This is a genomic window from Luteibacter sahnii (assembly GCF_034063545.1).
Classification (GTDB): Bacteria; Pseudomonadota; Gammaproteobacteria; order Xanthomonadales; family Rhodanobacteraceae; genus Luteibacter; species Luteibacter sahnii.
The window spans coordinates 93,689-111,491 of the sequence record NZ_JAQLOK010000007.1 but is presented as its reverse complement, the minus strand read 5'-3'; the positions used below and the strand labels follow the sequence as shown (position 1 = coordinate 111,491).

Genomic DNA, 17,803 nt, shown 5'->3' with positions numbered 1-17,803 from the left:
CGTCAGGCCGCGCGCGCCGGCTCGAGCACGAAGTAGGCGACGTCCTGGCGGAGCCGCTCGGCGCTCTCGCGCATCGCCCGGCTCGCCGCGGCGGCCTGCGCCACGAGGTCGGCGTTCTCGCGCGTGGTCAGGTCCATGCCCTGGATCGCGCCGTTCACGCGTGCGATGCCGTCGTTCTGGCTACGCGTGGCCTCCATCACCGCCTCCATCCGCTCGGCGAGCGCGGTCACGCGTTCGCCGATGCCGGTCAGCGCCGCGCCGGCACGATCCACCGACGACACGCCGGCCTGCACCGCGGCATCGCCCGCCTCGATCAGCTGGCGGATGTCGCGGGTGGCCGCGCCGCAGCGTTGCGCCAGCTCGCGCACTTCATGGGCCACCACCGCGAAGCCGCGGCCGTGGTCGCCGGCACGGGCCGCCTCCACCGCCGCGTTGAGCGCGAGCAGGTTGGTCTGGAAGGCCACCTGGTCGACCAGGTCGAGCACGTCGGTCATGCGTTCGCTGGTGCGCTGGATCTCGCGCATGTTGCCGATGGCGTCCATCGCCACGCGGTGGCCTTCGTCGGTCATCGCGCGCGCCTCGCGCACCGCGACGTGTGCCGCGCTCGCATGATCGAGGCCGCCCGACACGGCCTGCGCCATGTCGTCCATCGACGCCGAGGTGTGGCGCAGGTGCACCGTCTGCGTGCGCGTGCGCTCGTTGAGTGCATCGTTGCCCCGCGCGATGCCGGTGGCCGCCTGCGCGACGTGATCGGCCCGGTCGCGCACCTGGGTCACCACGTTGCCGAGTTGGGCATCCATGTCCGCCAGCGAGGCCAGCAGGGCGCCGATCTCGTCGCGCTGGCCCACGTCGACACGCTGACCGAGGCTGCCGCCGGCGATGGCCGCGGCGACGTCCGCCGCCTGGCGCAGGCGACGGCCGAGCGAACGGATGATGGCCAGGTCCATCGCGCTGGCGACGGCGATCGCCAGTGCCAGCAGCGCCGCGGAGAACACACCCCCGCGCCGGATGTCGGCGCGCTGCGCATCGGCTTGGGCCTTGCCGCCGTCGAGGGCGAGCGCGAAGAGGTTGGAGAAGTCGCTCTTGAGCGGCCCCACCGCGGACTGCACGTCGTTCGACAGCTGCAGTTGCGCAAGGTCGAACTGCTCGGCCTTGAGCAACGCGAGCACATCGTCCACCGCCTTGTCGGCGGCGCGCCGGTGCTCGGCGGCGAGCGCCACGAGCTTCGTCTGCGACTGGCCCAGGTCGCTGGCTTCGAGCGCCTTCCACTGGCGCTCGATGTCGTGCCGGTCGCTGCCGATCGCGGTGACCGCGTCGTCCACCGACGAAGGCAAACGGGTCAGCGTGGCATGCACGAGCGCATCGAGCAGGTCGTTGTAGTCGTTCTGGATGTGGCCGACATCGGCCACCGGCGCGAGCGTGCCGCCGACGACGGACTGGAGGCGATCGTTGGCGGTGCGCAACTGCACGCCGCCGACGATCCACAGGATGAGCAGCAGGAGGATGGTGCCGCCAAGGCGGTAGAGGAGGCGGGCGCGAAGGGTCAGGGTCGGAAGCGAAAACCAGGGAAGTCGCATGACGCACTCACGAGGGGTGGGGGATGCCTCGCGTGTCGGCCGCGCGGAACGCGTCTTTAGCCCCGGTGAACACGTAATTTAATTTATTATCAATGACTTCAACATGTCACGAAGCCGTGGGCAACGGTTCGGCGCGATACTGCACCACGTGCAGGCCGGTGCCGGTGTGCTTCGCCACCCGTTTGGCCGAGGCGGCGAGGCTGGCCACGCTTTCGGCGTCGGCGGGAAACGCGTCGATGAAACAGGCCACGCCCACCGCCACCGTGGTGATCGGAAAAAACCGCCGGTGCCCGTGGCGATCGTCACTCTCGATGCCGCCGCGCGTACGGTCGGTCTCGTCGAAGAGATTGCCGGCCATGGCGTTGAAACGCAGGCGCATCTCATCGCAGCGCGCGGCCCAGTCGCCGCCCTGGAACATCACCAGGAAATCGTCGCCGCCGATGTGGCCGACGAAATCGTCGTCGTGCCGCAGGTCGCCGGTGAGCGTGCTGGCGAGCAGTCGGATCATCTCGTCGCCGCGGAAGTAACCGTACTGGTCGTTGAAGGGCTTGAAGTTGTCGAGGTCGAAGTACGCGGCCGCGAAGGGGCCTCGTGCCTGGAGCAGGCGCTGGATGTGCTCGGTGACCGGCAGGTTGCCCGGCAGGAAGGTCAGCGGATTGGCGTAGCGCGCGGCCTCGACGCGGATCTCGGTCACCCGTCGCACCAGCGCTTCGCCGGTGCCCAGCCCGAGGTAGCAGCCCTTGGAGGTGATGATGAAACCGTCGGCGAGGTAGCGCTGGTCTTCGCCACGCAGGATGTCCGCCATGCTCTGCAACGGCATGTCTTCGTCGCACAACAACGGATGGGTGTGCATGAAGGTCGTGCACGGCTTGCGCCCGAAGAGTTCGCGGGCGAAGGGTTGCGCCATGCGCTCGGTGAACACGCGGCGGTTGACGATGCCCACGGGAGCGCCGCCGTCGACCACGGCCACCGCGTGCAGGCGCGGCTCGGCGGCGAACAGGTCCACCACGTCGTCGTTGGTCTGCGCCGGGCCCACCGCGGGGGCCTCGATCAGCATGTGCCCCGCGGTGAACGGACGGGCGGAGACCGGGCCGCGCGGCCGCGGCGGCACCGGCACGTGACGCGGCGACAGCGCCGCCACGACGTCGGGCGGCACCTCGCGCAACGACTCCGCGGTGGGTCGCGCGATGAGAAAGCCCTGGGCATAGGGGATGCCCAGTTCGCGCAGCATGCGCAGGTCGGCCTCGGATTCCACGCCTTCGCCGACCAGCTCGGCACCGAGCGTTTCCGCGACCGAGCACAAGGCGCGGACGATGGCCAGCCGCTCGGCGCTCTGCGCCAGGCCGTTGATGAGGTAGCGGTCGATCTTGACGATCTCCGGGTGCACCTCGTTCCACATCTCGAAGTTCGAATGGCCGTTGCCGAAGTCGTCCAGGGCCACGCGGACACCCCGCGCACGCAGGTAGCCGAGGGCGTGGGCGAGCCGTGCGGCGTTGTCGACGATGTCGCGTTCGGTGATCTCGATGGTGACGCGGCCGATGTCGAACCCCGGTACCGAGAGTGCCTCGATCACGTCCTCGGCCCGCACGCCCTCCTGCACGATGGCGTAGGAGCTGAGGTTGACGAGCAGGCGACCCGGCAGGCCCAGGGCGACGAACCGATGGGCGATGCAGCGCGCGGCGGCGAGTTCGAAGGCACCGAGCCGGCCCCGCGCACGGGCTAGGTCGAGCAGGTCCGGCGGGGTGAGGTCGAACGGCGGCAGCGCCGAACGGATCAGCCCCTCATGGGCCACGATCTGGCCCGAATCGATGTGCATGACCGGCTGGAAAACCGCCGTCAGCGACGTGCCGGCCAGGGCCTGGTCGATCGGCGACTCTCGGTGGACGTTGATCGGCATGATGGCGGGGTCTGGGCGGGCCGGGGTACCGCCCCGGTATCGGCCGTGCCCGCGGATGCTTTAGCAAACATCCTTGGAAATCAATTATTTCCGAATGATGACAGGCGGCGCTCAGGCGTCGGCAAGGTCGGCCACGGCGAGGTTCCAGCGGTCGAAGACGAGGCGCCCGTCGCGCAACGACAGCGGCGTGTAGCCACAGTTGCCGTGGCGGTAGCGGGCCGCGTCCTGGCCGCCGAGGGCGGCCAGGGTGGCGCTGATGCTCTGGCCGTGGGTGAGTACGGCGACACAACGGTGCGGCAGGGCGCGGGCGTCCTCGAGTGCGGGCAGCATGCGCGCGGCCACGTCGTGCAACGTTTCGCCCCCGTCGGCCGCGACGGACGGATCGGTGGCGCGCAGCACGGCCATCCAGCGCGGATCGTCCGCCATCGCTTCGGCCACGAAGCGGCCCTCGAGCGTGCCGAACGAGCGCTCGACGAGGCGATCGTCGGTGCTGACCGCGCACCCGGCGATCTCCGCCGCGATCCGGGCGGTATGCAGCGCGCGCGGCAACGGCGAGGCGACGATGTGGGTGACGCCCAGGTCGGCCAGCGTGCGGCCCAGGGAACGGGCCTGGGCCAGGCCCGCCTCGGTGAGCGGGCTGTCCGCCCGGCCCTGCGCGCGGCCGGCCACGTTCCATTCGGTCTGGCCATGGCGGGCGAGGATCAGGTGTTCGAGCATGGGGCGTCCGATGCGGTAAAGGCCCCCATTGTACTCAGCGCAGTTGACTGTCCTTGCTGCCACGGCGGTTGTAGCCGGCGAACGAGGCATCCTCCCGGTCGGCGGCTTCCTGGCAGCTCACGCACAGGCGCACGCCGGGCACGGCCTTCCGGCGGGCCTCGGGGATGGGCCGCTCGCACTCTTCGCACCGCTCGAGACTGGGGCCCTTGGCCATGCGGCTACGCGCGCGCTTGACCGCATCGTCCACGGTCGCGTCGATCTGGTCCTGTACGGCGGTATCACCCGCCCATCCGGTCGCCATGGGGCACCTCCCGAGGTCGCTGCCTGACGACCCTAGATGGGGGTGCGTGGCGAAAACGCCAAGGTTGGTGCATGACGCCCGTCAGCCGCGGGGCTCGTCGTAGAGACCCAGTTCGGTGATGCCGGGCTGCCGCCCGGTGAGGGTCAGGCGCACCCGGGCGGCCTCGACGCGTGCGATCTCGAGGAACGTGAAGGCGCGCGGCGGCGTGCCGCCGGAGGCGATCGCGACCCAGCGTCCGCCGCGCTCCACCTCGACCGCGTAGGACGTGATCCGACTGTCCGCACCGTAGTCGTCGGCGCCGCGCGGCTCGACGATCGATACGGTGTTGAACGCCACGGCACGGGCGAAACGCACTTCGATCCACGCCGACGTGACGCCCTTGTCCGCGAGCCACCACGTGCGGAAGTCGTCGTCGAACGCGAGGTCGGGCCCCACCGCCTCATCGCTCGCGCTCGCCCAGGCGGGCTGCCCCGCCGCGAGGTTGGGCGTCGTGACGGTGACGCTCGGTGCGATGCGCGGGGCGGGACCGGTGTTTTTCCACAACGATCCGATCTCGGCGAGCCGTTCGACCGCGTTGTCGTCGAAGCGCCCGTCGCGGTTCGGCGCCACGTTGAGGATGAGGTTGCAATGGTTGGCGTTGAACGGCACCAGCCAGTCGTCGACGATGGTCTTCGCCGACGCCAGCACCGAATCGGGATAGGATGTCTTCCAGAACCAGTCGCGCTGCAACGTGGTGCCCGATTGCGACGGCACCGGGCTGTCGGGAGGGATCGTCTGGCCCGCGTGCTGTTCGTACTGCTTGATGTCGGTGTAGTAGAGCGCCGGACCGGGATACCGGCCGGCGTTGTGGTCGGTGAGCAGGCAATCCGGCTGCAACGACTTCACCAGGTCGTAGATCTCGCGGTACGGCAGCTGGTCATACGTGATGCGCGACCACGATGCGTTCCAGCCGTCGAGGATGAGCGCGGTGATCGGCCCGTAGTTCGTCAGCAGTTCGCGGATCTGCGCGGTGATGAGCGCGATCTTTGCCGGCGTGACGACACGCGCGCGGATGTCCTGGCGCAGGTCGAGGATGGAGAAATACAGGCACACCTTCAGCCCCGCCGCGCGGAACGAATCCACGTAGCGGCGCACCACGTCGTGCGGATACGCCGACTGCATGACGTTGGCGCTACCGGTCTTCGTCGGCCACAGGCAGAAGCCGTCGTGATGCTTGGTGGTGAGGCACGCGTAACCCATGTGCGCGGAGGCCGCGGCGCGCGCCCACTGGTCGGTGTCCAGGTGCGCGGGGTCGAACAGCGATGGCGAGAGCCGCGGGTCGCCCCATTCGCGCTCTTCGAACGTCGCCATGTTCAAGTGGATGAACATGCCGAAACGCAGGTCGAGAAACGCCTGCTGCAGGTCGCGCAGCCGTGCCGGGTCGACCACGACGCCCTTCGCCGTCGTCGGCGGCCGGGCGAAGGCCTGTTTCGCGGGCCACAGGCCCAGCGCCGTACTCGCCATGGCTAGCGTCTTCGCGAACTCCCGTCGGTTCAAGGTGCTATCCCCACGATGTCGTGGATTGACCTTCACCGATGAACACGCGATATGTCAATGAACAATCCTGCTGTCAGAACCACACACGGACGCCCGCTACCCAGCGGCGATCCGTGATGCGGCGGCCGTCGTCGCGCGCCATCACGGCCGTGCCGCCACCCAAATGCTCCCACGCCACGCCCACGTAAGGCGCGATGCGTCGGGTGATCTCGTAGCGCAGGCGCAACCCCGCGTCGATGCGGGCGATGCCGCGCCCCAGGCGCCGGCGCGGGTCGGCCTTGCCGTAGGCGTTGACCTCCAGTTCGGGCTGCAGGATCAGGCGCTGCGTGAACAACAGCTCGTAGTCCGCCCGCAGGCGCGCCGCGCTGCGCCCACCGTCGCCGACATAGCCGGTCGCTTCGAGCTCAAACCAGTAGGGCGCCAGGCCTTGCACGCCGAATGCGGCCCAGTGCCGCGACGGGCCGTCGCCGAGATCGCTGCGCGCGCCCACCTGCGCATCCCAGAACGGCGCGATGGCATGGCGCCAGAACAGTTCCGCGTCGCCGTCGCGCGGCCGGCCACCGTCGCGCTCGCCTTCGCTGCGGAATCCGAGCTTGTCGGTGGCGTTGCCGTACCAACCGTCGGCTTCCCACGATTGGCCGTGGCTGCCCTGCCCCGCGAACGACTCGAGCCGGTCGATCAGCAGGTTGCCGACCGGCGCGGTGTCGTCCATGTCCATCATGGCCATGTCGTGCATGGACGACGGCGCGACGCCGTCGGAGACGTCGCCGTCGCGGGCGTCGGCAGGCGCCTGGCCTCCCTGCATCGGGCCCATCGCCATGCCGTGCATCGCGTGGTCCATCTCCTGCGCCATCGCAGGCCACGCCACCCACGCCAACAGCACGACGCACAGGGCCCTCATGACACCACCACTTCGCGGAACATGCCCGCCTCCATGTGGAAGAGCATGTGGCAATGGAACGCCCAGCGGCCCGGGTTGTCGGCGGTGACGGCGTAGCTCACCTGCTGCGCGGGCTGCACGTTCACCGTGTGCTTGCGCACCTGGAACGATCCGTCCGGCGATTCGAGGTCGCTCCACATACCGTGGAGGTGGATCGGGTGATTCATCATCGTGTCGTTGACCAGGCGCAGGCGCAGGCGCTCGCCCTGGCGGAAATGGATCGGCCGCGCCGCGGCATACGGCACGCCGTCGAACGACCACGCGAAACGCTCCATGTTGCCGGTGAGGTGCAGCTCGATCGTGCGGCCCGGTTCCCGTGCGTCGACCGCCCCGCCCGGCGTGCGCAGGTCGGCATAGGTGAGCACCCGGTGCGACCGATCGCGCAGCCCCACGCCCGGATCGTCAAGATTGGTGCGCGGCATGTCCACGCGCATATCCACGCTGGGGCCGTACTCGGTGCGTGCGTGGTGGGCCATCACCATCTCGCCGCCGCCGCTCATCGAACCCATCATGTCGCGCATGCCCAGCCGTGGCCGCGCATCCAGCGCCGGCACCGGTGCGCTCATCCCGGCTCGTGGCGCGAGGGTGGCGCGGGCATAGCCGGAGCGGTCGATCGACTGGGCGAACACCGTATAGGCGCGATCGTCGATCGGTGTGACGATCACGTCGTAGGTTTCGGCAGCGGAGAGGCGGAGTTCGTCGACCTCCACCGGTTCGACGGGCTGGCCGTCCGCCGCGATCACGCGCAGGCGCAGGCCGGGAATGCGCAGGTCGAAGAGGGTATTGGACGACCCGTTCACCAGCCGCAGCCGCACGCGTTCGCCCGGCCGGAACAGGCCCGTCCAGTTGCCGGCGGGCGTGCTTCCGTTCACGAGATAGGTGTAGGTCGCGCCCGACACGTCGGCAAGATCGGTGGGATTCATCCGCATGCGGTTCCACATGCGCCGCATCGCGAGCGCTTCGCCGAGGCCGTGGTCGCGTGCGTCGCGCAGCAGGTCGCCGACGGTCGGCTGCCCGTAGTTATAGACGTCCGGACGCGACCGGAGCTTCGCGTACACGCGCGCCGGATCCTCGTCGGTCCAGTCGCTGAGCAACAGCACGTAGTCGCGGTCGCAGCGCTCCCGTTCGCCGTCGCGGGGTTCGATCACGATGGCGCCGTATAGCCCGCTCTGCTCCTGGAAGCGACTGTGCGCGTGGTACCAGTACGTGCCCGACTGGCGCACGGGAAAGCGGTAGGTGAAGGCGCCGCGCGCGGGAATGCCGTCGAAGCTGAGGCCAGGCACGCCGTCCTGCGTGGCCGGCACGACAAGGCCGTGCCAGTGGATCGAGGAGGTCACGTCAAGATGGTTGGTCACGCGCAGCACCACGTCGTCGCCTTCGCGCCAGCGCAGCGTGGGCCCCGGCACCCCGCCGTTCGCGGTCACGGCGCGCCGCATGCGTCCGGTGAAATCGACGCTGGCCTCGCGCAGCTCCAGTACCGCGTCTTTGCCCTGATCGGCCGGCCGCTCCATCGATGCCGTCGCGAAGGCCGGGCGCACGACGCCCAGGCCCAGGCCGATACCGGCGACACCGACACCCTGGACGAAGCGGCGGCGGGACGGATGAAGGAGCGAATCGCGCATGCGAGGGATGACCGGCGGTGGCGAAACGCGAGGTTAATCACGCGCCACGCGCGCATACAACTCTGGACACGGCTCCGCGCGGCTTGCACGGGTCATTCACCGTGGCCGTCACATCCTCGGCGCATGAGCCTGGAGCCCTACCGCCGCAAGCGGGATTTCGCCAAGACGCGCGAACCGGCCCCCGATGCCGCCGTGCCGAAGAGCGCCCGCGCCATCTTCGTGGTGCAGTTGCACCATGCCTCGCGACGCCACTTCGACTTTCGCCTGCAGGTGGGCGACACGCTCCGCAGCTGGGCGGTGCCGAAGGGTCCCAGCTACGATCCCGCGGTGAAGCGACTCGCGGTGGAAGTGGAAGACCACCCGGTGGCCTATGCCGATTTCGAGGGCGATATCGAGGAAGGCTACGGCAAGGGGCATGTCGATACGTTCGATCGGGGTATCTGGGCAACGGCCGGCGATGCGCAGGCCCAGCTTCGCAAGGGCCACCTCACCTTCGATCTCTACGGCGAGCGCCTGAAGGGCCGCTGGCACCTGGTGCGAAGCGGCCGCAAGGAGCGCCAGCCCGCCTGGTTTCTCATCAAGGCCGACGACGCGTATGCAGGCGACGTGGAAGCGGATGACCTCCTTGACGCGACGATGCGCCAGAGCACGCGCCGCGCGGCGAAGACACAGGCCACGCGTGCCCTCGCCAAGCGCGCTACCGCGCGAAGGAAAACCCCGCCCAAAGCGCGCAAGGTATCGCTGGCGACGCTGCGCAAGGCCGTGGTCGCCACGAAGGGCGCCACGAAGGCGGGGCCGCCCCGTAACTTTTTCGCACCCCAGCTGGCCAGGCTCCACGAGGCGCCGCCCCAGGGCGACGAGTGGCTGCACGAGGTCAAATGGGACGGCTACCGCATCCTCGCGGGCATCGTCGACGGCGAGGTGACGCTCTGGTCGCGCAACGCGCTGCCATGGAACGATCGCGCGCCCGACATCGTGCAGGCGGTGGAGACCCTTGGCCTCGACAGTGCCCGCCTGGACGGTGAACTCATCGCGCTCGATGCACAGGGTCGCAGCGACTTCAACGCATTGCAGAAGACGCTCTCCGGCGAGGCGCAGGCACCGCTGGTCTATATGCTGTTCGACCTGCCCTACCTCGAAGGCTACGACCTGAGCCGCTGCGCCCTCGTCGACCGCAAGGCGCTGCTCGAACGCCTGCTTGCGTACGCACCCGAGCGCCTTCGCGTGAGCTCGCACAACGTCGGCGACGGCGACGCGGTGTTCGCGATGGCCATGGCGCAGAAGCTCGAAGGCATCGTGTCCAAGCGTGCGCGGGGCGGCTACCACAGCGGACGCGGCGACGACTGGTGGAAGATCAAGCGGCTGGAAAGCGACGAGTTCGCGGTGGTCGGCTACACGCCGGCCAAGGGCGCGCGCGTGGCGTTCGGTTCGCTGCTGCTCGCCCGGCCCAAGCCCGGCGGCGGGTGGATCTACGTGGGACGCGTGGGTACCGGATTCACCGACGAGATGCTTCGCGCGCTGGGCCGCTCACTGGCCAAAGGCGGTGCGAAGACGCCGCCCGTGCCGCTCGACGACATCGATCCCATGCTGCGCGGTGCGCTGTGGGTGACGCCCACGGTGGTGGCCGAGGTCTACTACCGGGGCATCGGCAACAAGCACCTGCTGCGCCAGCCCAGCCTCAAGACGCTGCGCCCGGACAAGTCGCCCGACGACCTGCGCGATAGCGATCGCGGGTCGAGGCGCGGCGTGCGCAAGGCGGCCCCGAAGGGCGGCGATCCGGTCATCACCCATCCGGATCGGCTCGTGTATCCCGACGACGGCATCCGCAAACAGGACGTGGTGGATTACTACCGCGCCGTGATGCCGTGGCTGCTGCCCCCCATCGCCGACCGTCCCACGTCGATCATCCGTTTTCCCGACGGCATCGCGAAACACGGTTTTTTTCAGAAGCACGTGATGCCGGGGCTCGAACGCGTGGGCACGGCCAAGCTCAAGGAAGACTCGGGCGCGCAGGCGGTGTACCTCTATCCCCGCGATGCGGACGGCCTCATCGAACTGGTCCAGTTCGGGGCCGTCGAGTTCCATCCCTGGGGATCGCACGTCGCGACGCCCGACGTCGCGGATCGCGTGGTGTTCGACCTCGATCCTGGCGATGACGTGGCATGGGCGCGCGTGGTGGCGGCGGCGCGCCTTGTGCGTGACGTGCTGGGCCGACTGGGCCTGCAAACCTTCGTGCGCACCACGGGCGGCAAGGGCCTGCACGTGGTGGTGCCCCTGAATCCCGGCGCCGACTGGGCCACCGTGAAGCGCTTCGCCCGCGGCGTGGCGGAAAGCCTGGCGGCGATGCATCCGCTGGAGTTCGTGGCGACGGCGACCAAGCGCGTGCGTCAAGGGCGCATCTACATCGACTACCTGCGCAACGGCCGCGGCGCGACTGCGGTGGCCTCGTACTCGCTGCGCGCCCGCCCCGGCGCGCCGGTGGCCGTGCCGTTGCGCTGGGACGAACTGGGCCGGCTGGCCTCGGCCGCGGCGTTCGACATCCGCAGCGTGCCGCGCCGCCTGGCCCGGCAGAAACGCGACCCGTGGGAGGGCATCGACGCGGTGCGCCAGGACCTCGATACGGTAGCGCGGCGACTGGCGGGCGATGGCGACGCGACGCCGCGCCGTCGTGGCGCGCGGACCAAGTAGACTCGGGGTTCGCCACCATCGTCGATGCCTATGTTCGTTTCGTTGCCCGCCATCCTGCGTGTCCCCCTGGCCTGCCTCCTGGTGCTGGTCAACACGGTGTGCCACGTGCTGCCGTTGTTCGCCTTCACCCTCGTGCGCATCGTGCTGCCGCTGCCCGCGGTGCGACGCGCCAGCGCCGCGATCCTGGTGCATATCGCGGAGAGCTGGCTGACGGTGAACGGGTGGCTGTTCGACCAGTTCACGCCGACGCGCTGGTCCGTCGAGGGCCTGGACGGCCTCGGTCGCCACGAGAATTTCCTGGTGATCAGCAACCACCAGAGCTGGGTCGACATCCCGGCGTTGCAGAAGGTGTTCAACCGGCGCATCCCCTTCATGCGCTTCTTCCTCAAGAGCGAGCTGATCTGGGTGCCGTTGCTCGGTCCCGCCTGGTGGGCGTTGGACTTCCCCTTCATGAAACGCCATTCGCGACAGCAGATCGAGGCGCGCCCCGAGCTGCGCCACCAGGACCGCGAAGCCACCCGTCGCGCCTGCGAGACGTTCCGGCGCGTGCCGGTGTCGATCATGAACTTCACCGAGGGCACGCGGTTCACGCCGGCCAAGCACGACGCCCAGCAGTCGCCGTATCGCCACCTGCTGAAGCCGAAGGCCGGCGGCGTGGCCTTCGTCATTGACGCGATGGGCGACACCATCACGCACATCCTCGACGTCACCATCGCCTACCCCGGCGGTCCCGGCACCATGATGGACATGATCGCCGGCCGCGTGCGCGAGGTGCGCCTGCATGCGCGCCGCCTGCCGATCCCCGACGCGATGCGCGGCGACTACGACGGCGACGCGGCCTTCCGCGAGCGGTTCCAGGCGTGGATCAACCAGCTGTGGATGGAAAAGGACGCGCGCATCGCCGCGATGCTCGGCCCGGCGTAGGGTGACCGGGCGCGCTAGCGACGGGCCGCGGGCCGCCGCTTGCGCGCGCGCCAGAACAGGAAACCCGTCACCAGCAAGCCCATCGGCAGCACGCCAGTCACGCAGGCGACGACGCGCCAGGTCATGCCGCCGACGGCGCCGGAATGGATGGGAAACAGGGCGTTGGCCAGTCGTGCGCCGGTGCCCAGCCGCGTGGCGTCGTCGCCACCCACCACGCGTGCGGTGGCCGGGTCCAGCCACAGCGTGCTGCGCCCGGCCGGATTCCATTCGCCCGGGCGGCGCAGGCGCACGGCGATCGTGCCGCTGCCCCGCGCCGGGAGCATGAGGCGTGTCAGTTGCGCATCGGGCGCCGCGGCCTGGGCGTGGGTGAGGATGGACGGCCAATCGATCGCGGCCGCCATCGGCAGCTTCGGCGGCCGTGCGCCTTTCTCGCCGAACATCGCCATGAGGCCCGTGCGCACCGCGCCCCGGTACGCCATGGTGGTGCCGGTGCCGATCATCACGATCAGCAAGGGCAGGGCGGCCACGCCGATGAAGCGGTGCAAGCTCGCCCAGCGCAACACCGGCGGGTTCGCGTGCGGCTTGAGGTGCTTCAGGGCGCGCTGGCGTCCCGGCCAGTAGAGCCATACGCCCGAAAACAGCATGAAGAGCCCCGCGAACGCGACCACACCCAGCGCGGTTTCGCCGGCGTCGCCCGCCAGCAGGTGGGTGTGCCAGTCCATCAGGGTGAGCAGGACGTCGTCCGACTTGGCCCGGTGCAGCAGCAGGTCGCCGCTGCTGGCGTCGAAGTAATACCGGTCGCCGCCTTTCGCACCGGCCGCCCAGACGGGAAGGTCGGCATCGGGCAGGGAGAGGCCGCGCAGGTCGTTGGCCAACGGCGATGCGAGTACGTGGGCGAGGGCCCGGCCCTGGGCTGCGAGGTCGGGCAGGGGACGCGCGGTCAGTTCGGGATGGGCGGCGGCGAACAACGGCTCGTCGAAGATCAGCACGCTGCCGGAGAGCGCGACCAGCGCCAGCACGAGACCCAGGCTCAGGCCCAACCACAGGTGCAGGGTCTTCAGCGCGGTGCGGAAGCGGCGGGGGCGTGGCGTCATGGCGTCTGGGCGGTCAGGGCGGCGGGACGGAGCGGCGAACCGGCTCCGCGGAAAGCCCGACATGCTAAGTGAGAATGATTATCACATCAATCCGTGATGCAGGCGTGCGCTTGATCCGCCCGTCACACCCGGTCGACCCCGCGGGGGAAACCATCCGGCAACCCGTTTTCCGCGAGGCGCCACGATGAAGACCCGACGTGTCTACAGCACCCCCGACCTCGCGCACGCGCGCCAGGGCATGATCGCGGCCCGCGCCGCCGGCGTCGACGACGCTGACCTGTCCCTGATCGCCCGCACCGACATCGAACTGGACGCGATTCCCGAAGGGCGCAAGGACGACCATACCGATTTCAAGCCGGCCGCCGTGCGGGGGCTGGCTGAAGGCGGCGGCGCGGGCCTGCTCGCGGGCCTGGTGGCGATGGCCATCCCGCCGCTGGGGGTCACCCTCGCCGGTGCCGTGGCGGCGGGCGCAGCCGGTGCGGTGGTGGGCGCGTGGACCAACGCGCTGATGGGCGCGTCGTCGCCCGATCCCGTCCGGCAGACATTCGAAGGGCAGATCGCATCCGGACGCATCCTGCTCGTGGTGGACGCCGACGATGACCTCGGCGCGCGGGCCGACGCCGCGATCGTCGCCACCGGGGCCACCCCGTTGCCATTCGACAAGCCGACGGCACTGAGCTGACGCTAGAGGTCGAGGATGCCACGGCGCAAGGCGATCGCCACCGCGTGGGTGCGATCGTTGGCCTGGAGCTTGGCGAGGATGTGCTTCATGTGCGCCTTGACCGTCTCCTCGGCGATGCCGAGCGCGACGGCCGCCTCGCGGTTCGCCTCGCCCATCGCTACCCGCGTGAGCACCTGGGTTTCGCGCGGCGTGAGTTCGTCCGCGGACGCGCGCTCGTCGATCTCGCTGGCGAGTTCGGGCGGCACGCGGCGCTTGCCTTCCATCATCTGATGGATCGTCGCGAGCATCTCCTTGCGTAGCTCGCTCTTGAGCAGGTAGCCCTGTGCGCCGGCGCGGAGCGCGCGCAGAGCCTGCACGTCGCCGCGATAGGTGGTGAGCACGAGGATGCGTGCCTCGGGCCACTCGCGGCGGATCGCCTCGATGGCCGCGATGCCGCCGATGCCGGGCATCTGCAGGTCCATCAGCGTAAGGTCGGGTCGCCACTGGCGATAGCGTTCGATCGCTTCTTCGCCGCTCGCCGCCTCGCCCACGAGTTCGAGATCGGGCTGACCGTCGATGACCGCCGCGATGCCTTCGCGCAGCAGCGGATGATCATCGACAGTCATGATGCGGATGGCGGCCATGGAGCCCGGGGAGTTCGGCGGAATAACCGGCGGAGTATCGCCCAAAGCCCGCGCGGACAACAGGAGACGGCGGCGGTGACGCGCTCTCCACCCCCGTTTTGCCAGCCTCGACGCATGACCGGCAAACGACGCGCGACGAAGGCAGGTGTCATCCGCTGCGGCATGGGCGGCTGGACCTACGCGCCATGGCGGGGCGTGTTTTATCCCGAGGGCCTGGTGCAGAAACGCGAACTGGCCTATGCCAGCGGCGAAGTCAGCTGCATCGAGATCAACGGTACGTACTACCGGCTGCCCGATGCCGCCACGTTTCGCGGCTGGGCGGCGCAGACCCCGGAAGGCTTCGTGTTTTCGGTGAAGGCGCCGCGGCACATCATGCAGGCACGCCGCCTGGGCGAGGCCGGCGAACGCATCCGCCGTTTCGTCGCCCATGCCGCCGCGCTCGGCGACCGCCTCGGTCCGTTGCTGTGGCAATGCCTCCCCACGCGTCGCTTCGACGCCGACGACATCGCCGCCTTTCTCGACCTGCTACCCGACACCCACGACGGCGTGCCGCTGCGCCACGCGGTGGAAGTACGCCACGAGAGCTTCCTCGACGCAGGTTGGCTCGAGTTGGCCCGCCAACGCGGCGTGGCCACCGTGTTCACCGATTCGGCCGACTACCCGTCGCTCGCCGACCTGACGGGACCGTTCGTCTACGCACGGCTGATGCGCAGCCGCGCCGGCGTACGCACCGGTTACCCCGCGAACGCCTTGCAGGCATGGGCCGAGCGAGCCGCCCAATGGGCCGCGGGCGGCGACCCCGCCGACCTGCCGCACGTCGGCGGGGCCTCGCCGACGCTGCCATCGCGCGACGTTTTCGTGTATTTCATCTCCGCGGCCAAGGAACGCAATCCCGCGGCCGCCGTCGCCCTCGGCAAGCTCACGCGCGCCTGACGTTCTCCTCGCCACACGGATATTTCATGGATCGCCTCATCCAGAACACGCTGATCGACCTTTTCGCCGAGCACCAGGTGGGCCTCGAGCCCGACGAGGACTGGCTGCTCACCGAAGGCGAGGATTTTCCCGCCTTGCGCGGCATCTGGCACGACGCCGCCGACGGCCGTCGCGGCCGCCTGGACATCGACATCGTGCTCGACGAAGAACGCACCCTCGAAGAAAGCTTCGGTGGCGAAGGCACCGGCAAAACCGGTTGCCGCGACGCGCTCGACGCGTTCGCGCGCCACGATTTCCACGTGGTGCTCGCCGCGTGCTGGCACGTCGTCGATCGCGAAAAGCTCGGCGTGCGCGAACTCATGGCCGGCACCCATCGCTTCACCGTCTATGTGGGGGACTTCACCCGTCGCGGCGAATCCTCGCTGCCGGACGATGTCATCGAAGACGCCCTTTCGGCGATCGAGGCGGCCATCGCCACCGCGCCCCTCACCGACGACGTGCACTGGATCCGGGTGTTTTACGGTCTTCCGCCGCAGGGCGACGCACAGGTCGAGGTGCTGCTCGACAACGAGCCCTGGGCGGCCGGCCACAAGGCCGTAACCTCCGTCGACTGGCCGCGTGCCGAAAGCTATTACAGCCTGCGCAACCTCATCGCGCTGGTGCCTGCGGACTGAGCGACGGCGGCGGCCAGTCTTCCGGCCGGAGGATGGCGAACAGGCCGTCGCGGACCGTTCGACGCGCCAGCCTCAGCACCTGCGCGTCGCGCGAAAACAGCACCGCCGCCCCCGATGCCGCGGCCAGTTCGAGAAACTTCTGGTCGTCGGGGTCGCGGCAGCGTGGCGGCCGGGCGGCAGGCGCCTCGTCCGGCAAAACGCGAAGCAAGGCGTCGAACCGCGCGGCGGCACGCGCCCGACGCGTTTCGTCGAGCTTGAGCGCGGGGTAGCCGAGCACCGCGATCCACTCGTCGCGACAGTCGGCGCGGGTCACCGCTTCCAGTTCCCCCGCGTCGATCGCCGCGACGAGGGCCGCCGCGCGAGGGTCGTCGAAGACGAACGCGTCGAGGCAGACGTTGGTGTCGAGCACCACACGCGTTGTCACGCGGCCTGCGCCATCCGCTCGCGCTGCTCGGCCACCAGCGTGTAGGAACGCTTGCGCGCCTCGTGGTCGAAGACCTGGGCGGTGATGATGAGCTCGTCCGCGCCGGTCCGCGCGATGAAGTCGGCGAGCCCGTCGCGCACGCGCGTCGGCGAACCGACCACCGCGCACGACAGCGCATGCTCGACCTGCGCCTTCTCCATCGGCGTCCACACGCCGTCCAGGCTGTTCACCGGCGGCGGCAGCTGACCCGGCGCCCCGCGACGCAGGTTCCAGAACGCCTGCTGCTGCGAGGTGAACAGGCGGCGCGCTTCGTCGTCGGTGTCGGCCGCCACCACGTTGATGCCGAGCATCGCGTAGGGCCGGGCCAGGGTCTGCGACGGGCGGAACATCGTACGGTAGACCTCGAGCGCCTTGAGCATGAGGTCGGGCGCGAAGTGCGAGGCGAAGGCGAAGGGCAGGCCCAGTTCCGCCGCCAGCCGTGCACTGAACAGGCTGGAGCCGAGCAGCCACAGCGGCACGTTCGTGTCCATGCCCGGCACCGCGCGCACCGCCTGCCCCGGCTGGAGCGGACCCAGGTAGCGCTGCAGTTCGAGCACGTCGTCGGGGAAACGGTCGTCGCTGGGCCCCAGGGTACGGCGCAGCGCGCGCGCCGTGCCCTGGTCGGTGCCGGGCGCGCGGCCCAGGCCCAGGTCGATGCGGCCGGGGTAGAGCGAGGCAAGGGTGCCGAACTGCTCGGCGATCACCAGCGGCGCGTGGTTGGGCAGCATGATGCCGCCGGAGCCCACGCGGATGTGCCGGGTGGCTTCGGCCACGTAGCCGATCACCACGGCGGTGGCGGCACTCGCGATGCCCGTCATGTTGTGGTGCTCGGCCAACCAGTAGCGGTGGAAGCCGAGCGACTCGGCGTGGATGGCCAGGTCGCGCGAGTTACGCAGGGCATCGCCCGGCGTGGCGCCGCGCACCACGGGCGACAGGTCGAGCACGGAGAACGGAATCATCCGGAAAAACCTCAAAAGGGGGAGGCGACGGGCGCCGATGCCTTTCGACATGGGCGCAGGCGCCGGGCGATACAACCCTCACAAGGCGCGTGGCGGAAACGATGCGTTCGGCCGGGCGATGCGCCGCAGCACGAACGGAAGAGGACAATACGCCCATTCCGTTCAACCAGTCC

The 17,803-nt window shown here is 69.6% G+C and carries 16 protein-coding genes; 5 read left to right on the top strand and 11 right to left on the bottom strand.

All coding sequences use genetic code 11. The features are described from left to right. Positions 1-2 precede the first annotated feature (2 nt). The 7 genes from PI246_RS15975 to PI246_RS15945 all read right to left on the bottom strand — a co-directional run bounded on the left by PI246_RS15975 (position 3) and on the right by PI246_RS15945 (position 8,590). A complete protein-coding gene (locus PI246_RS15975; RefSeq protein WP_320552311.1) occupies positions 3-1,577 on the bottom strand; it encodes a methyl-accepting chemotaxis protein in 1,575 nt (524 codons plus the stop codon). 106 nt (positions 1,578-1,683) lie between these two features. Next, complete coding sequence (locus PI246_RS15970; protein WP_320552310.1) at positions 1,684-3,474, bottom strand: GGDEF domain-containing protein; 1,791 nt, start codon at positions 3,472-3,474, stop codon at positions 1,684-1,686. Positions 3,475-3,585: 111 nt separating this feature from the next. Next, positions 3,586-4,191, bottom strand: a complete 606-nt coding sequence (locus tag PI246_RS15965) for a histidine phosphatase family protein (RefSeq protein WP_320552309.1) — start codon at positions 4,189-4,191, stop codon at positions 3,586-3,588. A gap of 34 nt (positions 4,192-4,225) precedes the next feature. Next, on the bottom strand, positions 4,226-4,492 hold the full coding sequence (locus tag PI246_RS15960; protein ID WP_320552308.1) for a DksA/TraR family C4-type zinc finger protein: 267 nt from the start codon (positions 4,490-4,492) through the stop codon (positions 4,226-4,228). An 81-nt stretch (positions 4,493-4,573) separates the two neighbouring features. Then, positions 4,574-6,028: an alpha-L-fucosidase gene (locus tag PI246_RS15955; protein ID WP_320552307.1), complete on the bottom strand. Its 1,455-nt coding sequence runs from the start codon at positions 6,026-6,028 to the stop codon at positions 4,574-4,576. Positions 6,029-6,101: 73 nt separating this feature from the next. After that, the gene (locus tag PI246_RS15950) at positions 6,102-6,929 is read right to left on the bottom strand and encodes a copper resistance protein B (protein ID WP_320552306.1); all 828 of its coding nucleotides are present in this window, start codon (positions 6,927-6,929) and stop codon (positions 6,102-6,104) included. Beyond that, positions 6,926-8,590, bottom strand: a complete 1,665-nt coding sequence (locus PI246_RS15945) for a copper resistance system multicopper oxidase (RefSeq protein WP_320552305.1) — start codon at positions 8,588-8,590, stop codon at positions 6,926-6,928. The genes PI246_RS15950 and PI246_RS15945 overlap by 4 nt, the downstream gene beginning before the upstream one ends. Positions 8,591-8,713: 123 nt before the next feature. On the opposite strand from PI246_RS15945, the gene ligD reads away from it, so the two are divergent. Together ligD and PI246_RS15935 are read left to right on the top strand one after the other, a co-directional pair. Next, positions 8,714-11,278: a DNA ligase D gene (ligD, locus tag PI246_RS15940; protein WP_320552304.1), complete on the top strand. Its 2,565-nt coding sequence runs from the start codon at positions 8,714-8,716 to the stop codon at positions 11,276-11,278. Positions 11,279-11,308: 30 nt separating this feature from the next. Then, a complete protein-coding gene (locus PI246_RS15935; RefSeq protein ID WP_320552363.1) occupies positions 11,309-12,202 on the top strand; it encodes an acyltransferase in 894 nt (297 codons plus the stop codon). A 14-nt stretch (positions 12,203-12,216) separates the two neighbouring features. Here the strand turns inward: PI246_RS15935 and PI246_RS15930 are convergent, their stop codons facing one another. After that, positions 12,217-13,296: a PepSY-associated TM helix domain-containing protein gene (locus PI246_RS15930; protein ID WP_320552303.1), complete on the bottom strand. Its 1,080-nt coding sequence runs from the start codon at positions 13,294-13,296 to the stop codon at positions 12,217-12,219. A 184-nt stretch (positions 13,297-13,480) separates the two neighbouring features. Between PI246_RS15930 and PI246_RS15925 the strand changes: the two genes are divergently transcribed. Then, a complete protein-coding gene (locus tag PI246_RS15925; protein ID WP_320552302.1) occupies positions 13,481-13,978 on the top strand; it encodes a hypothetical protein in 498 nt (165 codons plus the stop codon). 2 nt (positions 13,979-13,980) lie between these two features. Here the strand turns inward: PI246_RS15925 and PI246_RS15920 are convergent, their stop codons facing one another. Further along, positions 13,981-14,601, bottom strand: a complete 621-nt coding sequence (locus tag PI246_RS15920; protein WP_320552301.1) for a response regulator transcription factor — start codon at positions 14,599-14,601, stop codon at positions 13,981-13,983. Between the two features lie 114 nt (positions 14,602-14,715). On the opposite strand from PI246_RS15920, the gene PI246_RS15915 reads away from it, so the two are divergent. Both PI246_RS15915 and PI246_RS15910 read left to right on the top strand, forming a co-directional pair. Then, positions 14,716-15,534 (top strand): DUF72 domain-containing protein, encoded by an 819-nt coding sequence (locus PI246_RS15915; RefSeq protein WP_320552300.1) that lies wholly within the window; start codon positions 14,716-14,718, stop codon positions 15,532-15,534. A gap of 26 nt (positions 15,535-15,560) precedes the next feature. Further along, positions 15,561-16,208, top strand: coding sequence for a DUF6348 family protein (locus tag PI246_RS15910; RefSeq protein ID WP_320552299.1), 648 nt, complete (start codon positions 15,561-15,563; stop codon positions 16,206-16,208). Here the strand turns inward: PI246_RS15910 and PI246_RS15905 are convergent. Together PI246_RS15905 and PI246_RS15900 are read right to left on the bottom strand one after the other, a co-directional pair. Further along, positions 16,183-16,632, bottom strand: a complete 450-nt coding sequence (locus tag PI246_RS15905; RefSeq protein ID WP_320552298.1) for a putative toxin-antitoxin system toxin component, PIN family — start codon at positions 16,630-16,632, stop codon at positions 16,183-16,185. The genes PI246_RS15910 and PI246_RS15905 overlap by 26 nt on opposite strands. Then, complete coding sequence (locus PI246_RS15900; RefSeq protein ID WP_320552297.1) at positions 16,629-17,630, bottom strand: LLM class flavin-dependent oxidoreductase; 1,002 nt, start codon at positions 17,628-17,630, stop codon at positions 16,629-16,631. The genes PI246_RS15905 and PI246_RS15900 overlap by 4 nt, the downstream gene beginning before the upstream one ends. Positions 17,631-17,803: the final 173 nt, after the last annotated feature.